This window comes from [Flexibacter] sp. ATCC 35208 (assembly GCF_001975825.1).
Classification (GTDB): Bacteria; Bacteroidota; Bacteroidia; order Chitinophagales; family Chitinophagaceae; genus Chitinophaga.
Genome location: NZ_MTKN01000013.1, coordinates 113,246 through 132,822, shown reverse-complemented (window position 1 = coordinate 132,822; position 19,577 = coordinate 113,246). Strand labels below are relative to the sequence as shown.

The window sequence follows — 19,577 nt, the reverse complement described above, 5'->3', positions numbered from 1 at the left end:
GCCTATAGTCTATAACCCATATTCGCCAACTTCAAAGAACAAATCTAAATATAAAACCCAAAATCTACTTCGTATGATTTACCCAGTTAACCATTTTCGGGGGCTATTGCTCCTTTTTTCTCTATTAATCGCCTCGACACAATTTACATTTTCCCAAACAGCAGGTATCATTACCGGCATTGTCAAAGACGGCAATGGCGCTGTATTACCCGGTGCTACCGTACAGATCGAACGTACCAACAAAGGTGGTTATACCAATGCCCAGGGACGGTTTTCGCTGGAGACCATCCCCGGCAATTACACCGTGCTGGTGAGTTACGTGGGATTTGTAACACAACATCAACCTGTCACTGTAAAAGCCGGAAGTACCTTCGAAGTCAACATCTCCCTGGTGGCAAGTACAACCATGAATGAACTGGTAGTACTGGGTTCCCGCGGGTTGCCACGTAGTCAGACAGAAACGCCCGTGCCTGTAGATGTGATAGACATCAAACGCATAGTGGAAGATGCACCACAGGTGAGTGTAAACCAGATCCTGAATTATGTAGCACCTTCTTTCAGCTCTGGCGTGCAAACAGTGGCAGATGGTACCGATCACATAGATCCCGCATCCCTGCGCGGTTTAGGTCCTGATCAGGTACTGGTTTTGGTGAATGGTAAAAGAAGATATACCACAGCACTCGTGAATGTAAACGGCACCTTTGGCCGTGGTGCAGTAGGTACTGATATGAACTCCATTCCTACTGCCGCCATCGATCGTATCGAGATCTTAAGAGATGGTGCTGCGGCGCAATATGGCTCTGATGCCATTGCAGGTGTGATCAACATTATCCTGAAGAGTAGCGTCAATCAATTAGGTATCAACGTTACTACAGGCGGGAATGTCACTTCGCAGGCAGCAAACAATTTAGATGGGCAAACCGTGCAAACCGCCGTCAATTATGGCATTCCCATTGGTAATAAAGGAGGCTATATCAACTTCGGCGGTTCCTATGATTTCAGGAATTATACCAATCGCTCAGGTGCATGGGTAGGTACTATCTACAAAGCATACCCCGGTGGTGTGGATAAGACAGATAGTTTTCTCGTAGCCAATCACATTACCCGCAATGATATCCGCATGCGGGTAGGACAGTCAAAACTACGCAGTGCACAGTTGTTTGTGAATGCTAATATTCCATTGGAGAACAATGGTGAAGTGTACTTCTTTGGTGGCATTGGTTACAGGGCAGGTAATGCAGCAGGTGTATACCGCCTGCCCAATGATAGCCGCAATGTGATAGAGATCTATCCACTGGGTTTCCTGCCAGAGATCAATAGCGATATCTATGATCGCTCATTCGGCGCGGGTATCAGGGGAACACTCGGTGAATGGAAAGTTGATTTTAGCAATACTTATGGCAGAAATGAATTTGATTTCTCCGTACAGCATTCGCTGAATGCATCGCTGGAAAATGCATCTCCTACTAAGTTTACCTGCGGTGGGCCGATCTTTGCACAGAATACTACGAACCTTGATTTCTCAAGAAGGGCAGACATTTTTGATATCGCTTTTGGTGCAGAACATCGCTTTGAAAAATACCAGCTGGTAGCAGGTGCAGAGAACTCTTATACGGACTATGGCCGTGCCTCAAAAATAGGTGTAGATGCAAATGGCCATGATATTTTGATACCAGATCCACAGGGCCCGATCAATACATTATTTGGTCCTGATGGTACCGCAAGAGCCGGTGGTGCACAGGTATTTCCCGGTTTCAGACCAGAGAATGCGATCACTGCCACCCGATCGGCCATTGCCGCCTACCTGGATGTAGAAGCGAATTTAAGCAGGGCATTTTTATTAGGGGGTGCCATCCGTTTTGAAAACTACAATGATTTCGGTAGCACCACAAATGGTAAGATCACCGCCCGCTACAAACTCAGCGAAGGCACTGCTATCCGTGGATCGGCCAGCACCGGCTTCAGAGCACCTTCATTGCATCAGCAGTATTATTCTTCTACAAGTACCTTGTTTGTAGATGGCGTAGCTTATGAAGTAGGCACTTTTACAAACGATAGTCGTCCGGCACAACTGCTGGGTATTCCCAAACTCAAGCCAGAGAAGTCAAAGAGCGTGAGTGCAGGGTTTACCACCATCGCAGGCAAATTCAGTTTCACCCTGGATGGTTACTATACCCGCATCAATGACAGGATCGTATACACCGATCAGTTTTCCGGTAGCAATGCAGATACCGCTTCTGCAGTAGATAAGGAAATTTACCAGTTACTCTCCCTCGCAAATGCTAACAGGGCAGCTTTCTTTGCGAATGCCATCAACTCAGAAACAAAGGGTGTTGACCTCGTGGCGACTTACAGTACCAGGCTGGGCAAAGGTACTTTCCGTGCAGACCTGTCAGGCACCTATAGTTACACCCAGCAGGTGGGCGATATTCATTCCTCTCCCAAACTGAAAGGCAAGGAGAATATCTATTTCAGCCGTACCAGCCGTATTTATTTAGAAAGAAGCGTACCACGGGAAAAGGTTAATCTCACGCTGGCATATACCATCCATAAATTAAACCTGTTTGTAAGAAATGTGCATTTCGGTAGCGTGGAAGAAGCGACCAATGATCCTGCTTTTTACCAGACCTACGGAGGCAAAGTGATCACAGACGTGGCCATAGGGTACCGACTCGCCAAAGAGGTCAAAGTCAGCATCGGCTCCAACAATGTACTGGACGTTTATCCTGACCTGGTAAAAAATCCCGCCAATACAACCAATAACCAGTTCCGATATAGCCGCCGTGCCACCCAGTTTGGGTATAATGGCCGGTTTTTATTCGCCAGGATAGAGCTGAATTTATAACAGGGAGGGAGCAGGAAGCTCCCCCCTTTCGTGCTATTTTGAGTTATTAATATTTTATATATGTTTGTAAGGGACATAATTACCTATGAGAACAGCTTTAAAATGCACGGGCACTTTATTGCTGTTTATGATTACAGTACACTGTAATAACCAGCAACCCGACAATGCGACCTTGAAACAGATTATGCGGGATGAAGATGGCTCCGTATACAAACGCGTATTTACATTATCAACAGCACCCAACAGGGAACGGGTAGAGATCTATTTCAAATCCGGTGGCCTGAAGGAGCTTTACTTCCGCAGGGATGGCAGGCTGGAAGGCCCGCGTCAACTCTTTTATAGCAATGGCATGCTGTCAGAATCCGGCAACTGGCGGAGTGATCGTCGTATAGGTGAGTTCCGTTATTACCGCGAAGATGGGCAGCTGGATTGCGTGCAGTACTTCGGTTTGTTGGGAGACGGTAGCAGATAATACTTATATTTCCTATCTTCATGTAGTAATTCTACAACAGATGAAATACCGTTTACTGACACTGGTTTTTGCAGTTCTTGCCACAACTTTTTCCCTTTCTGCTCAAACACTGCCTTCGCCGGATCAGTTTCTTGGATATCCACTAGGCACACACTTTACACCACACTACCGGGTGTTGGAATACTTCAGGGCAGTAGCCGCCGTTACGCCCAATATGCAGCTCGAACAATATGGAACTACGTACGAAGGCCGGCCGCTGATGATGGCGACCATCACTTCGCCTGCAAACTTTGCCAGACTCGACCAGATCAGGCAGCATAATATGCAGCTGGTGAGTGGAGAAGCGAAGGTGGCGGACAATGATCCTGTCATTGTATGGCTCAGTTACAATGTACACGGAAACGAAGCCGTATCTACAGAAGCGGCTATGAAAACCCTGTACACACTGGCGAATAAGAGCAATACACAGCAACAGCAATGGCTTGAAAATACGGTGGTGATCATCGATCCCTGTCTGAACCCGGATGGTCGTGAGCGTTATGTAAATTACTACAACCAGGTACATACCATTATTCCTGATCCGGTATTGTCCGGCAGGGAGCATAAAGAACCCTGGCCGGGTGGCAGGGCGAACCACTATTACTTTGACCTGAACCGTGACTGGGCGTGGCAAACACAAACTGAATCACAGGCCAGGATGGCACAATACAACCGCTGGATGCCTCAGGTACATGTGGATTTTCATGAACAAAGCATCGATGCACCTTATTACTTTGCACCTGCAGCAGAACCTTTGCACGATATCATCAAACCATGGCAGAGAGATATGTTGAAGATGATCGGTAAGAACAATGCGAAGTACTTTGATAAAGAAGGGTGGTTGTACTTTACGAAAGAAACATTCGATATGTTTTATCCCAGCTATGGCGATACATATCCTACGTATAATGGTGCCATTGGTATGACGTATGAGCAGGGTGGTGGCGGCCGCGCAGGTATCATGGTCCTGAAACAGGATGGTGATACACTGACGCTGACACAGCGTATTGCACACCATTTTACCACTGGTATGTCTACCATAGAAGTAGCTGCAGGTCAGGGGCAACAGTTGTTGAAAGATTTCTCCGGCTACTTCAACGAAGCAAGTCATAACCCCGATGGTCCTTACAAAACGTATGTGATCAAATCCGGTGGTAATGCAGAAAAATTAGCCGCTTTGGCCATATTGCTGAAACGCAATAATATCAAATTCGGGTATGGTGCAAATGGTGCGCGCGCCACTGGTTTCAACTACTTCAGTGGTAAGATCGAAGGCTTTTCTGTCGATAAAGAAGATATGGTGATCAATGCCATGCAATCGCGTTCTAACCTGCTGAAAGTATTGTTTGAACCGGATAGCCGCCTCACTGATTCTGTTACTTATGATATTACAGCGTGGGCATTGCCTTATGCATATGGCTTGCAATCTTATGCAGTGAAAGAGCCTTTGAATGCAGAGCGCGATACCTTACTGATACCGGTAGCAGCGCCCATGAATTCAGAACGTAGTTATGCCTATCTGGCAAAATGGAATAGTATCAGAGATGTACGTTTCCTCTCCGCCTTATTGAAAAGAAAAATAAGAGTACGATTTGCAGAAGGCCCTTTTACTGCAAGTGGTAAATCTTATCCTGCAGGCACATTGATCATTACAAGATCAGGGAATGAGGGGGTAGGAGAGGGCTTTGATGTGATGGTAACCGGACTGGCTAAAACAGTCGGTGTGACGCTGGATGTAGCGAGTACTGGGTTTGTAGATAAAGGCGTTGACTTTGGATCTGAAAAAGTCCATTATATCAAACCAATGAGAGTCGCATTGGTAATGGGTAGCGGTGTGTCTTCACTGGCAGCTGGTGAGATCTGGTATTATTTCGAACAGCAGATCGGCTACCCGCTGACAATCGTCGATCAAAATAATCTGGAGCAGGTGAACTGGAAAGATGTGGATGTATTGATCCTGCCGGATGGTAATTATAAATTCCTGGCCGATAAGGAGAATGCAAATAAACTGAAAGACTGGGTGAGCAATGGCGGAAAACTGATTGCATTACAGGATGCATTATTCCAGGTAGCGCAACAGGAGTGGGGTATCAAAGTGAAGAAAGATGCCATGCCGGGTTTGGATGAAAAGAAGGATGAATATGCACTCCTGAAGAGTTATGGAAACAGGGAAAGAGATGGTATCAAACAGGCGATTCCGGGCGCTATTTACAGGGTACAATTGGATAATACACATCCGCTGGCATTTGGATTTTCAGATACTTATTATACCCTGAAACAGGATGACAGGTTGTATGAATTTATGGATAGTGATGGCTGGAATGTAGGTATATTGAAAAAGGATAATTACCTGAGTGGATTTGTAGGAACAGAAACCCGCAAGCGCCTGAAAGATGGGGTGCTATTTGGTGTAAAGGAGATCGGGAATGGTAAGATTGTGATGCTGGCAGATGATCCGCTGTTCCGCAGTTTCTGGGAGAATGGGAAATTGCTGTTTGGCAATGCGGTATTCATGGTATTCTAAAAGCGGCAGCAACCTGGTATTCTAAAAGTGGTAAAACTTATTTCTAATCTTAAAGCCGGCCGCATGCCATACCTCCCCGGGGCTGACCTCAAAAGCAAAATGAAGGTCCTGGCAATTGCATAAACGATGACATGCCTCCATCAGGTATCCGAATAAATAAGGGCTGACCATTACTTTTTGGTCAGCCCTGGCTATTTTTTTATACAAAACCAATTGAGTCAATTCAATTCCCTAAAACCGTTTAATATTACACCCCAGCGAAGGCGTAGTATTCACCTTTGGTGATTTCTTCGCCAATAAATCATTGATCGCATTATTAAGATGCCTTGTCTTCACAGCATCCGCATTACCCGGACTATCATCAATACTGCCCTTATAAACCAGCATACCACTTTGGTTAAAAAGATAACACTCCGGCATATGATCAGCCTGAAACGCATCTGCTATACCTGCTCCAGGATCAGCTACATAATACCAGTTGTATTGCTGAGAAAGCGCATAAGCTTTCATAGCTTCCAGCGTAGCATTGGCATTTGAGTTCACGAGCACTACCCCAACCTGGTTGGTGAGGGCATAGCGGCAAATTTCAATAGTTCTGGCTTTGTTCCTTTCAATATACGGGCAGTCATTGCCCGAAAACATGACTAACAGGCCATTGGTTTGTTTGGCTTTGTTGAGTGTAATTTCTTTTCCGGAAATGTCTTTAAGTGCCTGATCACCTTTAGGGATAGGTGCTCCTATTTCCAAAGATACTTCCCTCACCTGCATGGCGGTGAGAGCAAAGCATAGCGCTAGGTAGTGAGACTTCATCATAAATATAGGTTTACGGGGTAACAGTTGGGCCAAGATAATACTTATGTATTAAATTAATTCAATCTATTGGATGAGTGGTGGGCTTCCTTTAGATACTTAATACTCGCATTGAGCTCAAAACCAATCAACAAGGTCAAGGAATTCAAATATACCGCAATCATCAATATTAACAACGTCCCAACGGACCCGTAAATCTTATTGTAATTACTAAAGTTATTCACAAACACTGAAAAGCCAATAGTCACCAAAATCATTAAAATCGTAGCCAGGGTACTTCCGGCCGTAATAAACTTCCAACGCTTATTCGTCGCTGGCACGAACCTGTACAACACAGACAAGATAGAATAAAAAAGGAAGATAATCAATACCCATCTTGTTGTCTCCGCCAGTGAAATAACCGACTTGTTTTTAATGCCCAGTGTATCAAATATATAATGCAGTACAGTACCCTGCGCAATGATCAATGCCACCGTCAGCAACAGCAAAAACACCAATATTGCGGTCAGTTGCAGCGCCAGTAATCTTTTCTGCCACCACTTCCGCTTCCTGAATCCCGATTGCTTTCTGTTGAACGAACGGGCTACCCCCATTACGGCATTTGAAGACGCAAAAAAGCTCATCCCAAATGAGATCGACAACAACCCGTTATGATGTGTATACAGGAAGTCGTGGATCATATCACGCACTATGATGTAAGTGTTGTAATTCGGGGTCACATCCTCGGCCAGTTCATACAGGGTAGCCTCCACATTATTCATGGGGATATAAGGCACCAATGTAAACAGGAAGATAAAGAACGGCGGTATCGCCAGCAGGAAGTTAAACGAAATGGCGGCAGCTCTTTCTCCGAGGCTTTTATTCTTGATTTCCCTGAAGAAGTAATGGATCACATCATAAAGGGGCAGGCCCTCAAAACCGGGCAATACGATCCCCTTGCTCCTGTGGATAAGGAAGCTGATAGGTTTGATTGCCAGTATGATAGATTCTATTTTTCTCATAGCTAAGCAGGTAGGCCACTATATACCTCTTGCATTCAGGGCTGCCTGATATAAATGGGCATTTTTCATATGCTCTGCGTAGGTGGCCGCAAAAGCATGATAACCAGAAAAATCAGATTTAGCGCAAAAATACAGGTAATCCGTCTCGGGCGTATTGAGCACTGCTTCCAGTGTTTTTACGGATGGTGTACAAATCGGACCCGGAGGCAAACCTGCATACTTGTACGTATTATAAGGAGAATCAAACTGCAGATGTCCTTCCCTGATCCTTCTCAAAGCAAAATCCTGCAGGGCAAATTTCACAGTCGGATCGGCCTGCAGTCGCATTCCCTTTCTGAACCTGTTTAAATATACACTGGAAATCAATGGTTTTTCGTCATTCTTATTAGATTCCTCTTCTACAATAGAAGCCAGTATGGTCACCTGGTCAATAGAAAGGTTCAAATGTTGTGCTTTCTCTTTTCTTTCTGTCGTCCAGAAGTCTTCTCTTCCTTTTTCAATCTTCTTAAATGCATTCTCTGCAGAAGTGTTCCAGTAAAACTGGTAGGTGTTTGGCATAATGGCACACATCACTGTATTGGTATCCAGTCCATACTGCCTGAGGTACACATTGTCATTGATCAGCGCCTGGAAAGTAGCGGAATCTGCTTCAAGGTTTGCACAGATCTTATGTATCAGGTCCCGCTTTGTTCTGAGTTTGGTGATGGTGAGCACCACGGGTGTCTGACGGCCGGAGCGGAGCAGTTTTACAATTTCGAAATTGCTCATGCCCCTGTTGATCTTATACTTACCTGCCTTTACACGGTCAGGGTATCCCAGTTCCCGTGCCACCCAGTCAAAGCTGCCACGGCTACGGATGATTTCCTGGTCCATGAGTCCATTGAGAACGTCGGTATAGGTACTGCCAGTGCGGACATAAAAGAATTTGTTATCGCCAAATGACCGGGTATTAGGACCAAAAAGGCGATATCCAAAATAAACAAGCGTTCCGGCGGCCAGGGCAATCACGACCACCACGGCGCGTCTGATCCATAGGCTTTTATGTTGCTGTTGCTTTGATTTGCTGCTCTTTGTCTTTGCCATAAAAAGGATAGGTAACAAAAAACCTCGCTGGTTTGGCGAGGTTCTATTAATAGCTTAGTTAGCCAGATTATTTAGATTGCGGAGTAGCACCACCCTGTGGAGCAGGCAGCTGTTGCTGCTGAAGGCCACCGGAAGCTGGTACATTACGCTCGATCACTGACTTTTCCTGCTGTTTTACAGTCCCCTTTGAAATGAAGACAGAAGAGGTCATGCAAAGTACAGCAATGATAGCAGCCAGGATCCAGGTACCTTTTTCAAGTACATCGGTAGTCTGGCGCACACCCATTACCTGGTTACCAAAACCACCAAAAGAGCCGCTCAAACCGCCACCTTTTGGGTTTTGTATCAACACAAAAAAGCCTAACAGCACGCAGGCCAGGATGATTAAAATACCGAAAATCAATAACATATTATAAATGTGTTAATTTTTGTCTGTCAGAATTTGTATTTCTTTGATCTTTTGCGCAAAATAAGCGCTTTTGGCGGGATTAAGCAAACTTAATTTTTGATATATCAGGATCGCTGTATTATACTGGCGTTGCTTCGCCCATACCTCAGCCAGCGTCTCGGTGACCATATCATTATTAAGTGTGATTGAATTCATCGCCATTTTCTCTACAGCCTCAGATACTTCAGGATCTGCATCCTGGTAACTAATATTGATCTGCTGACGGTACCAGTCTTTACTGGCCTTATCAGCAAAGCTGCTTTTCATATCTTTCAGCCAGGAGGTGAAGCTCTTCATCTCCGCTTTGCCCTTTTCATTCAGTTCATCTGCTCTTTCAGGATCTTTCAGGCGCTTGTAGGCGAAATAATCATCTGAAAAAAGTGGTTGGAATGTAAGGGGAGAATTATCATCCAACGCCGGCATGTTCAGCGGGAATATTCTAATTGGCTCTTCTTCAGCTGTGATGGCTACCGGAAGGTCGGACGCTACTATAATCGGTTCTGGTTCCATCTCTGGCTCTTCTACTTTTGTCTGTTCTGTTATTATTTCTGGTTCCGGCTCTGGTACTTCTTCTGTAACTGTCACATTATCAGGTGTCACGGTGAGCTCGTCATCAGCAATAAATGTCGTTATTTCTTCTTCTATAGGAGTATCGTATGGTGCGGTTTTCTGCTCAGGTGTTTCGTAAGCCGCTTCCTGCTCAGGCGCTTCATACCCCCTTGTCTCGTAAGTCGCTTCCTGCTCAGGCGCTTCATAACCCCTTGTCTCGTAAGTCGCTTTCTGCTCAGGCGCCTCATAACCCCCTGCCTCATACCCCGTTTCCTGCTCAGGCTCCTCATTTATCGAAGTTACCGGCTCTACTACTACAGGTGCTGCTACTGCCTCATCCGTAGTAATAAACCGATAGAAATAATGCATGTTATTGCTGAACTGCTGTGCCTTCTTTACAGCCGGCGCCAGCAGGTTTTTTTGTTCGCTATACTGTTTCCTGGCTAATAATAGCCTGGCCGCCGTAAAGTATGGATATTGTGAAATAACCCAATCTATATCCGGCTCGTTTACCTGCTTAATATCAGGCGTTTGGAAAATATGTTGAATGATCCTGTTTGCGGTCATATAGCTGCTAAAGTATGAAAAAAATTTAAATACGAAAGCTACATTTTACCAGTTTGCAAAGGCCTTATTAAAAATATCATCCACGACCTGGGGGAGAATTGTATTTTCTAACAGGCTGTTTTCCACTGAACTGGGCAACTGCGTGGCCGAGAAGTCAGCAGATCGGGTAAAGGCCTGGGTCCATCCTTTCTTATCGCCCACTCTCTTTACAAAAGTGATACTGATGGTCACTGTCAAACGGGATGTCGCCGCCTTATCCACATTGGTTACTGCCGCATTGCTGAAAGCATACCCCGTAATAGCTCCTTTGAACTCATAGTCGGTATTGTCTTCATTCACCTGTACCAGCCTTGTTTGTGAAGTGACTTTCGTTCTCAGTTTTTCAGTTACGTTCTGGCTCAGGGTTGGGTTATTAATTGGCGCCCTGTTATCAATGAACCGTACATTCACTGTTTTTGCCCCCTGATCTATACTGGCGCCGTTGGCGGAGTATTTAACGGAGCATCCACCTATCATCAGCAACAGGCTGATGGCCATTATCCCCTGAAATAATCTGGTCATTGCAATACTTTATTCGTTAATGTTGTATTCTTTCAGTTTTCTATACAATGTTCTCTCAGAAATGCCCAGATCAAGCGCGGCATCTTTTCTTTTGCCCTTGTGTTTTTTCAGCGCTTTTACAATTAGTTCCTTCTCCTTGTCGGCAATAGACAGCGTCTCTTCTACTTCTTCGTGGTGGTCTATCTTATTATTGTCCTGTAGGATGATCGGTTGTTGCGGTGCAGCAATCGCCGTAGATGTCATATTCGTATTCACCTCCTGCTGAGTATGAAAATTGTGTAGCACATGACTATCCTGGTAATTGGACGGGGCACTATGCGCCAGATTAGGATTCTGCAGTACTTCGAAGAACATCTTCTTTAGTTCTGTCACATCCTTCTTCATGTCGAAAAACAACTTGTAGAGAATATCCCTTTCGTTCGAAAAATCACCGTTAGCCTTGGCCTGTGGTGCTGCCAGCATAGGCAGACGAGGCGTTTCCGGTACTTCTGGCAGGAATCTTCTCAGTTCCTGAACGTTGATCAGTTTATCATGCGCCAGTACGGATATCTGTTCCGCCATATTCTTCAGTTCACGTACATTCCCTCTCCACGGATAATTGACAAGGATATTACGTGATTCATCATCCAGCTGGATAGAAGTGGTCTTATATTTTTCGGCAAAGTCAAGGCAAAATTTGCGGAACAACAGGGGAATGTCTTCCTTCCTGTCACGTAGCGAGGGTACCCGGATAGGCACGGTATTCAGACGGTAGTACAGGTCTTCCCTGAACTTTCCATCCTGGGTATGATCCAGCAGATCGCGGTTGGTAGCCGTGATCACACGTACATCTGTTTTTTGCACTTTGGAGGAACCTACCCTGATGAATTCACCTGTTTCCAGTACACGGAGCAGGCGGGCCTGTGTGCCTAATGGCATTTCGCCGATTTCATCGAGGAAGATGGTACCACCGCTTACGGTTTCAAAGTAACCTTTACGGCTATCGACAGCGCCTGTAAATGATCCTTTTTCATGTCCGAACAATTCGGAATCGATTGTTCCTTCGGGTATAGCTCCGCAGTTGACCGCAATGAAAGGGTTATGTTTACGTGCACTTAATGAGTGGATGATATTGGAAAACACTTCTTTACCAACGCCGCTTTCCCCGACTATCAATACCGTCAGGTCTGTATTGGCCACCTGGGCGGCCACCTGTAAGGCGTAGTTGAGTACCGGTGAATTTCCTATAATGCCAAACCTGTTTTTAATGGACTGTATGTTATCCATATCCTTAATTTACGGGGCTGAGGGTATCAGTCCCGGCTGTGATCCAATTTATTTTCTTCTTATGCTTTTCCTGTAGCGGTACCAATCAGGGTGCCGGAGGTACAACTGTCTACTTTCACCCAAACGTAGTCACATTTCTGGAAATTTTCTTTAGGAAAAACAATCACCTTGTTATGGCTGGTTCTTCCAAACAGATGGTCTGCTGACCTTTTGGAAGTACCCTCTACCAGCACTTTGAAGGTCTTGCCCACATCCTGCTGCATACTTGCCAGGGATTGCCCCCTGTGCAGTTCCACTACTTCAGCCAGTCTTCTCTTCTTTACATCTTCCGGCACATCGTCCTGGTAACGGCGGGCGGCCAGGGTACCCGGGCGCTCGGAGTAGAAGAACATATATGCGAGATCATAACGGGAATACGCCATTACATCCATGGTGTCCTGGTGATCTTCTTCCGTTTCTGTGCAGAAACCGGTGATGACATCGGTAGAAATGCCACAGTCGGGGAGTATTTCGCGGATGCGGTCTACTTTTTTCATGTACCACTCACGGGTATAAGTACGGTTCATGAGCTGCAATATCCTGTTGCTACCGCTTTGAACCGGCAGGTGAATGTAATTGCAGATGTTTTCATACTTCGCCATAATGTGCAGCACTTCGTCCGTAATATCTTTCGGATGTGAGGTGCTGAAGCGAACCCGGAGGAGTGGACTGATCTGCGCTACTTTTTCCATCAGGTTGGCAAAAGTTACGGTTTCAGCATCGTTCACAGGGTTTACCCAGTAGTAGGAGTCTACGTTCTGACCCAGCAGGGTCACTTCACGATAACCTCTTTCAAAGAGGTCAGTAGCTTCCTGGAGAATAGAGCGGTAGTCACGGCTGCGTTCACGACCACGTGTAAAAGGTACTACGCAGAAGGAGCACATATTATTACAACCACGCATGATGGATACAAAGGCAGTTACGCCATTCGAATCAAGTCTTACAGGGCTGATGTCGTCGTAAGTTTCCTCACGGCTCAGCAGTACATTCACTGCTTTCTGGCCGGTTTCGGCTTCTTCTATGAGGGCAGGGAGGGTACGGTAGGCATCCGGCCCAACGACCATGTCTACCAGTTTTTCTTCTTCTAACAGTTTGGCTTTCAGTCTTTCTGCCATGCAGCCAAGTACACCTACCAGGAGTTCAGGATTACGCTGCTTTACTTTCTGGAACTCGGTGAGCCTTTTACGCACAGTCGTTTCCGCTTTTTCCCTGATTGAACAGGTATTGAGCAGCACCAGGCTGGCCTCTTCCACATTGCGGGTAGGGCCGAAACCTTCTTCTTTCAGGATGGAAGCTACGATTTCACTATCGTTGAAGTTCATCTGGCAACCATAACTTTCTATGTAGAATTTCTTGGTATAAGTCTGAATATCTGCAGCCTCAGGAGCGAGAGCCTCGCCCTGCCGGTTTTCGTCATGCACTTTTGTTACCTGATCCAGCATTCTTTTCTTATCATTTTAGGATAGCAAAACTAAGCAATAAAATCCGAAAATGACAGAATGGCATGGATGAGTCAATATAAACTTGATGAGAGCCGCCGGGGTCTTGAGTTGAAGTTTTTTCATAATATTTTTCCGGTGGGTTTCAATGGTATATATACTAAGGTGTAGGTGGTCGGCCACCTGTTGATTGGTGTGTTGGCTGCTAATGAGCTGGAGAATTTCTTTTTCCCTGCGGGTGAGGTTAAATTGTTGCAAAAAGGCGTTGTCGGTTTCGAAGTTCTGAACGGGGAGGTGGGGGCGGAAAGGGAAGCTGGTCTGCCCTGAATTCACGAGGTGAATGGTGTGGTAAAGGTCGTTGGCATTACAATCTTTCAGCAGGTAACCCCGGGCGCCGGTCTGCATGGCTTCGGCAATGAGGTAGGCGTCGTTGTACCCGCTTATAATGATCACTTTTACCTGGGGATACAGGTCCCTGATTAGCCGGGTGGCATCCAGACCGTTCATGACAGGCATATTTACGTCTATCAGTACGATGTCGGGAAGCCGGAGGCAGAGCAGGTCCAGTAATTCCTGGCCATTGGTGGCAATATGGGTGACCCTGAGGGCAGGGTCGGCACTTAAGAGGGAGCGGATTCCGGTGGTAAAAAGCCGGTGATCATCCGCCAGCATGATGTTAACAGGCATGTTCGCAGCTTACAGGTATATGAATGATGATGGTAGTACCACATCTTCCGCTGTCTGTGTGAATATTTCCTCCCAGTGATCTGACCCGTGTATGCACACTGATCAAACCGATACCCTGATGAGTAGCCGTAGAAAACCCGATACCATTATCTTCAACCATAATTTCGAGGTAAGTAGGGCAGAAGAGTACCTGTATGGTGGCTTCCGATGCCTTTGCATGCCTGATAATGTTGTGTGTGAGTTCCATGACAATGCGGTAAAGTAGTAATTCCTGCCTGGTGGTAAAGTGACGCTGATAGGCGTTGCAATAATAATGGAAGGCGATCGTGTTCCGGGAATCGAGGGAAGAAAAATACGATTGCAATATAGACGTAAAGGGAGTGGTTTCGAAATGAGGGGGAATGAGGTTGTGTGTGGCCCTCCGTACATTCTGACTGGTCTGGTCTACCAGTTCCAGTAGCGTAGTGGCACGTTGTTCATCGTGTGCAGAGCTGTAGTGCAGGCTTTGGAGGTTGATTCTGATAGCTGCGAGACTACTGCCTATTTCATCGTGCAGGTCAGCGGCAATACGGCGGCGTTCCGCTTCCTGGATGTTCAATTCAAGTTCCTGTTGTTCATGAATGCGGTTGAGTAGAAGGAATTCTTTCTTTTTGTAACTTTCAATTTTGTACAGCAGGAGGATCAATACAAAAATGAAACTCCATATGCCTAGTAAAGGCAGCAAACCGGTAACATCCCCTGACTTATACTCAAAAAAATGCATTGCCGCCTGTAGCGGTGTTGAGGGGATAAAGTGCGTGAACAGATGAGTGCTCATAGTTACAGAGAATAAAGGGGTCAGATCCTGTTAATTATGAGAGAAGTAGAAAAGTTTGTCCCAAATCTTCTACAATTTTAAGGAAAAAAAGGGTTGCAACATTGGATTGGATAAAAATAATTTTCAAGTGGTCAGCTATGTGGGATTGTTTATATTTATTGAAATAATCAATTAAGGAATAAATGATAATGCAACAATGCCAGGTTCAGATGGCGAAAGGTACGTATGTGGGCCGGAAGGTTCAGGAACATCTTTAACCATATTATTACCACCGGGACGACTTATGCCACGGGGTATACTTCTGAATGGCATTATCATGCGAATCTGCATTTTTAACATATACTTTGTGGTGGTAGTAAAGAGTTGGTGAAGGGGCAGTCCGACATTAATGTAGTGGGAGAGGGATTGTATTACTATCCGGTTATTATCATACAATTTTCTCACCCCATCCTTCCATACCTTTGCACCATGGCAATCAGAAAAATACAACCCAACGACAACCAGACCTTAGGCTCAGTTATCCAAACCGTTTTAAAAGAATTCGGCATAGACCGTCCAGGCACCGCTTATTACGATCCACAATTATATTCATTATACGAATCATTCCAAACCCCCGGTTCCAACTACTGGGTCGTTGAAATCGACAACGAAATCGTAGGTTGCGGAGGCATCTTCCCCACAAAAGGATTAGACAAAGGTTGTGTAGAACTGGTAAAATTCTATCTACTACCAAAAGCGCGTGGAAAAGGACTGGGAAAAGAATTATTACTACAATGCATCAGCGGCGCCAAAGAAATGGGCTACGAATCTATGTACCTCGAAACAATGCCTGAACTCACCACTGCTATTCCCCTGTATGAAAGAAATGGGTTCCGCCATTTAACAGCGCCATTAGGAGATTCTGGTCATTTTGCCTGCACCATCTGGATGCAAAAAACATTGATGTAACACACACACCTTATGCACCTGAAAAGAATTGCATTATCACTACTGATGACTTTACCTGGGCGTTCAATGGCAGGGCTATACACAAGATAAAGGTTATCAGTAAAGGTTTCATATGTGGAATTTGAGGGAAGATAGGATTTATTATTGTTTGGTTGACACTATAACTGAAGAGTGGACAACCCTCATATTCTAGAATATTAAATATATTTGGTATATCTTTAATGTGAAAATACTTATACCAATGAATTTAGGAGCTAACGGCGAAACGCTGATAAAGCATTATGAAAAGTGCCGCTTGTCGGCATACCAGGATAGCAAGGGTGTGTGGACAATCGGCTGGGGCAATACCCGCTATATCGATGACTCACCTGTACTGAAAGGCGATGTACTGACACAGGATGGCGCGGATGAGTTATTCTTAGTGATTGTAAAAGGGTTTGTAAATGATGTAAACAAACTTACCAAAGGCATAGTTTTAAAACAAAATCAATTCGATGCATTAGTATCTTTCGCTTACAATGTAGGCAGCGATATGAACAACAACGGCATTGCAGAAGGGCTGGGTGACAGCACCTTATTAAAGCTGGTAAAAGCGAACCCCAAAGATCCTAAAATCGCCGCTGAGTTCCTGAAATGGAATACAAGTGGTGGCAAAGTACTGGACGGACTGACCAGAAGAAGGAAGTCTGAAGCAAACTTATATACGAATAATACGTTGGAGTATTATGAGAAATAATAATCAGGGGAGTGTATCTAAAGAATGATACACTCCCATTTTATTCGGATACTGGTAGTTATTAAACCAAATGTCAGTGCCTGATTTTACTTTTGAGTTTCCCCCACTTCACCTATTTAGTTTTAGCAATTTTCCCTTTATACAAATGCGGCTCTAACAGTTTCACATCCCACAACACTGAATTCGTCGCTTTGCCAACTGAATAAGCCGTACCGCTTTTGGTAAGCGGACCATAGAAGTAACCATATCCAACTTCACTTGCGAGGAAGTCATAACTATCTTCCAGAATGGTATTACCGGATACTTTCATCGTCAGGTCATAATTTACTTCTCTGGAACCATCTGCATAAGCAACCACTACATAATACGTATCATCATCGAGGTCATTGCTCAGCAGGTAAGATTCAAAACCTGTGCTGTTAGTAGAACCTGACAATACATTGTAAGTATCGATGGAACCATCACTGGTCGTCGTTAAATTGTTCACCAGATAAAGGTCCAGATCTACCAACGTGCCTGCATCCCATGTCAGTTCAGAGAGCAAGCCATCAGAGGACTGATCCGTATCATTGTCTGTAATGGTGATAGTGGCAGTAGAGTTGCTCAGCGTAACATTGCTACTACTGAAAGTAACATTGATCGTCTTGCTGCTTTCCACCACTTCATCATCAAAGATGTCAAAAGTCAAAGTAGCGGAAGTACTACCCGCAGCAATGGTTAAGGTAGTGTCTGTAGCTACCTGATAGTCCCCGTTCAGGATAGCAGTACCTCCCAATGTAGCCTTGATCGTTACATCGCTGGTTTGTGTAGCAGGTAGGGTTACCGTGATACTTGCTGTACCGGCAGCTTCAGTTACCGTTTGAGAAGTGGCACTGAGGGATGCCATTTGTTGGGTCGCAGTTGAATCATCTTTTTTACAGGAGAGGGTCATCAGCATGACACACGCCATCGTTGAGACGCTAATAAGGTTTCTTTGCATTACTTAGTTTTTAAAATTAGGGATGCTTTTGGAGGTTTAACGGAATGCAAAAAACTTTGTTGCCCCAACAATTGGAGTAATCGTTGAATGCTAATCTTTTATCGATGAGTATGACTACTTAGCATACGCAGCCAGATCTGAGAGTGCAGTGGCTACTTGTGCGTTCCATAAATTTTGTTTCTCCTGATTAAGCCCGTGGTGAGTTTCGCTGTCATATATGATTTGTCTTTCCTTATAGGCATCATAATATTTGAGGAAAGCATCTCTTGATACAGCTGCAATATTGTCGGTAGTGAGGGGAGATCTGCGTAATTCTTTTCTCAATAACCTCGCATATACTTCACAAAGATCAAAGTGCAATTGTTCATGCGCGAGTAGGGCAGCCGTTTCCTTTCCAGGGCGTACATTGCTCCTTTCAGGGATAAATTCACTGATTACGTCGACTTGTAATCCATTTATTTTAATACCAAAACGGCAATTTGTTCGCGCGGCAATATTGGTATCCTGGTCCCGGTAAGGGGTGCCTTTATAATCTGACCAGGTCAGTTTGCGAAGCGGATTCCATTGAATAGATGCCGGCTCTTGAGAACCATATGAATGCTTCCCGGTGGAGCATGATGTTAAGAAGATGATAGAAATGATGAATATGACCCTGATCATGATAATTTTTTAAATGCAAATGCCCTGCCATAGTGAATTTCGCAAATATGCGTACATGTGTTTGTTAAGAATTAGTTAAACAGATAATAATATTTATGTATATTACGATACATTTTTAACCTAATTATCAACCTGCTACAATTTAAAGAGTTCTATGAGTGAAAACAATGGAAGCCAGCCAACTGTATCATTTTTCACAAATTGTTATGAAAACGACTGGGAAAAAGTATTGAAAGGAGATAGACTGGAACAAATGGTAGACAGATGCGAACTAGCGTTTTATGAGAAAATTCTAATCATTAACAATGTAAAGGACCGGGCTACGGTAGAGCAATATGCGATCAGTGCGATGAACCGCAAGGTCATTGATGCCTATTACTTTGCAGAAGATCATATGGATGCGATCCTGGACAAGTACAATATGACCAGGGAAAGCTTCAAACTCGATTTTTTCGACGGATATTACTATAGTGTAGGCCCCCTTACAGCGGCTTACTTCTGTAAGGGCCAGTATTTACTCTACTTCACCTGCGATTGTATGATGCAGGAAGGAGCAGGTGGTAAATGGGTATGGGCGGCTATAGAAGAGATGAAACGTAATAGGTACATCTTCGTAGCAAACCCCATGTGGACGGATTTTACCTATGAGGCAGAACTGAAGATCATCAAAACAGCCAATCATTTTATCCACTCCACGGGGTTTTCTGACCAGTGTTTTCTGGTAGAAGCTGAAAGGTTGCAGGGAGATATCTATAATTGCTATAACTACGGTTCTGAAAAGTACCCTTACTATGCAGGGGAACTGTTTGAGAAGCGCATGTATAGTTATATGGCTTGTAATGGTCTGGTCCGGATCACCCGCGATGATATTTTTTATGATCATATCAAGTTGCTGAATGAAGGGTTGATGGATGTGCAGAAGAGCAAGACGCTGAAAGTGGTTGTAAAACGAAAAGCGGCGACCTGGAAAAGATGGTGCAGAAAGGCACTGTTGAGACGTGTACTCGGGTATACAAAGCAATTGGATTACTCCCATTTTGAAGGTGGGTATAACAATGCGGTGATAGTACCGATGGCAGCAGTGTCATTGGCGCAATCGGGAAGTTA

At 44.8% G+C, this 19,577-nt stretch carries 18 protein-coding genes; 6 read left to right on the top strand and 12 right to left on the bottom strand.

The genetic code is table 11. The features are described from left to right. Positions 1–73: 73 nt before the first annotated feature. From BW716_RS10590 to BW716_RS10580, 3 genes are all read left to right on the top strand, one after another. Positions 74–2,845 carry a TonB-dependent receptor gene (locus BW716_RS10590; protein ID WP_083722514.1) on the top strand — a complete coding sequence of 924 codons (2,772 nt, stop codon included), beginning with the start codon at positions 74–76 and terminating at the stop codon, positions 2,843–2,845. Between the two features lie 127 nt (positions 2,846–2,972). Next, positions 2,973–3,317 carry a toxin-antitoxin system YwqK family antitoxin gene (locus tag BW716_RS10585; RefSeq protein WP_143708817.1) on the top strand — a complete coding sequence of 115 codons (345 nt, stop codon included), beginning with the start codon at positions 2,973–2,975 and terminating at the stop codon, positions 3,315–3,317. A 40-nt stretch (positions 3,318–3,357) separates the two neighbouring features. Further along, a complete protein-coding gene (locus tag BW716_RS10580; protein WP_083722512.1) occupies positions 3,358–5,880 on the top strand; it encodes a M14 metallopeptidase family protein in 2,523 nt (840 codons plus the stop codon). A gap of 231 nt (positions 5,881–6,111) precedes the next feature. On the opposite strand, the gene BW716_RS10575 is transcribed toward BW716_RS10580, so the two are convergent. The 10 genes from BW716_RS10575 to BW716_RS10530 all read right to left on the bottom strand — a co-directional run bounded on the left by BW716_RS10575 (position 6,112) and on the right by BW716_RS10530 (position 15,147). Further along, entirely contained in the window at positions 6,112–6,693 is a 582-nt protein-coding gene (locus BW716_RS10575; RefSeq protein WP_235643595.1) for a redoxin domain-containing protein, read from the bottom strand. A gap of 53 nt (positions 6,694–6,746) precedes the next feature. After that, on the bottom strand, positions 6,747–7,691 hold the full coding sequence (locus tag BW716_RS10570; protein ID WP_083722510.1) for a YihY/virulence factor BrkB family protein: 945 nt from the start codon (positions 7,689–7,691) through the stop codon (positions 6,747–6,749). 18 nt (positions 7,692–7,709) lie between these two features. After that, entirely contained in the window at positions 7,710–8,774 is a 1,065-nt protein-coding gene (mltG, locus tag BW716_RS10565; protein WP_083722509.1) for an endolytic transglycosylase MltG, read from the bottom strand. A gap of 67 nt (positions 8,775–8,841) precedes the next feature. Then, entirely contained in the window at positions 8,842–9,183 is a 342-nt protein-coding gene (secG, locus tag BW716_RS10560) for a preprotein translocase subunit SecG (protein WP_083722508.1), read from the bottom strand. 12 nt (positions 9,184–9,195) lie between these two features. Beyond that, complete coding sequence (locus BW716_RS10555) at positions 9,196–10,338, bottom strand: hypothetical protein (RefSeq protein WP_083722507.1); 1,143 nt, start codon at positions 10,336–10,338, stop codon at positions 9,196–9,198. Positions 10,339–10,383: 45 nt separating this feature from the next. Then, positions 10,384–10,899, bottom strand: coding sequence for an LPS assembly lipoprotein LptE (lptE, locus tag BW716_RS10550; RefSeq protein ID WP_083722506.1), 516 nt, complete (start codon positions 10,897–10,899; stop codon positions 10,384–10,386). Positions 10,900–10,908: 9 nt separating this feature from the next. Continuing rightward, a complete protein-coding gene (locus BW716_RS10545) occupies positions 10,909–12,165 on the bottom strand; it encodes a sigma-54-dependent Fis family transcriptional regulator (protein WP_083722505.1) in 1,257 nt (418 codons plus the stop codon). Positions 12,166–12,224: 59 nt separating this feature from the next. Then, positions 12,225–13,646, bottom strand: coding sequence for a tRNA (N6-isopentenyl adenosine(37)-C2)-methylthiotransferase MiaB (gene miaB / locus BW716_RS10540; protein WP_083722504.1), 1,422 nt, complete (start codon positions 13,644–13,646; stop codon positions 12,225–12,227). 15 nt (positions 13,647–13,661) lie between these two features. Then, complete coding sequence (locus BW716_RS10535) at positions 13,662–14,330, bottom strand: response regulator transcription factor (protein WP_083722503.1); 669 nt, start codon at positions 14,328–14,330, stop codon at positions 13,662–13,664. Then, on the bottom strand, positions 14,320–15,147 hold the full coding sequence (locus BW716_RS10530) for a sensor histidine kinase (RefSeq protein WP_083722502.1): 828 nt from the start codon (positions 15,145–15,147) through the stop codon (positions 14,320–14,322). Before BW716_RS10530 ends, BW716_RS10535 begins: the two co-directional genes overlap by 11 nt. A gap of 468 nt (positions 15,148–15,615) precedes the next feature. Between BW716_RS10530 and BW716_RS10525 the strand changes: the two genes are divergently transcribed. Beyond that, positions 15,616–16,095 carry a GNAT family N-acetyltransferase gene (locus BW716_RS10525; RefSeq protein ID WP_083722501.1) on the top strand — a complete coding sequence of 160 codons (480 nt, stop codon included), beginning with the start codon at positions 15,616–15,618 and terminating at the stop codon, positions 16,093–16,095. Between the two features lie 241 nt (positions 16,096–16,336). Beyond that, complete coding sequence (locus BW716_RS10520) at positions 16,337–16,831, top strand: lysozyme (RefSeq protein ID WP_083722500.1); 495 nt, start codon at positions 16,337–16,339, stop codon at positions 16,829–16,831. A 112-nt stretch (positions 16,832–16,943) separates the two neighbouring features. Here BW716_RS10520 and BW716_RS10515 read toward each other — a convergent pair whose 3' ends face one another. Both BW716_RS10515 and BW716_RS10510 read right to left on the bottom strand, forming a co-directional pair. Continuing rightward, entirely contained in the window at positions 16,944–17,810 is an 867-nt protein-coding gene (locus BW716_RS10515) for a Calx-beta domain-containing protein (RefSeq protein WP_083722499.1), read from the bottom strand. A gap of 114 nt (positions 17,811–17,924) precedes the next feature. Continuing rightward, positions 17,925–18,470, bottom strand: coding sequence for a hypothetical protein (locus tag BW716_RS10510; protein WP_083722498.1), 546 nt, complete (start codon positions 18,468–18,470; stop codon positions 17,925–17,927). Between the two features lie 154 nt (positions 18,471–18,624). Between BW716_RS10510 and BW716_RS10505 the strand changes: the two genes are divergently transcribed. Further along, positions 18,625–19,577: hypothetical protein (locus BW716_RS10505; RefSeq protein ID WP_083722497.1), on the top strand; the 953-nt coding region annotated here is incomplete at its 3' end.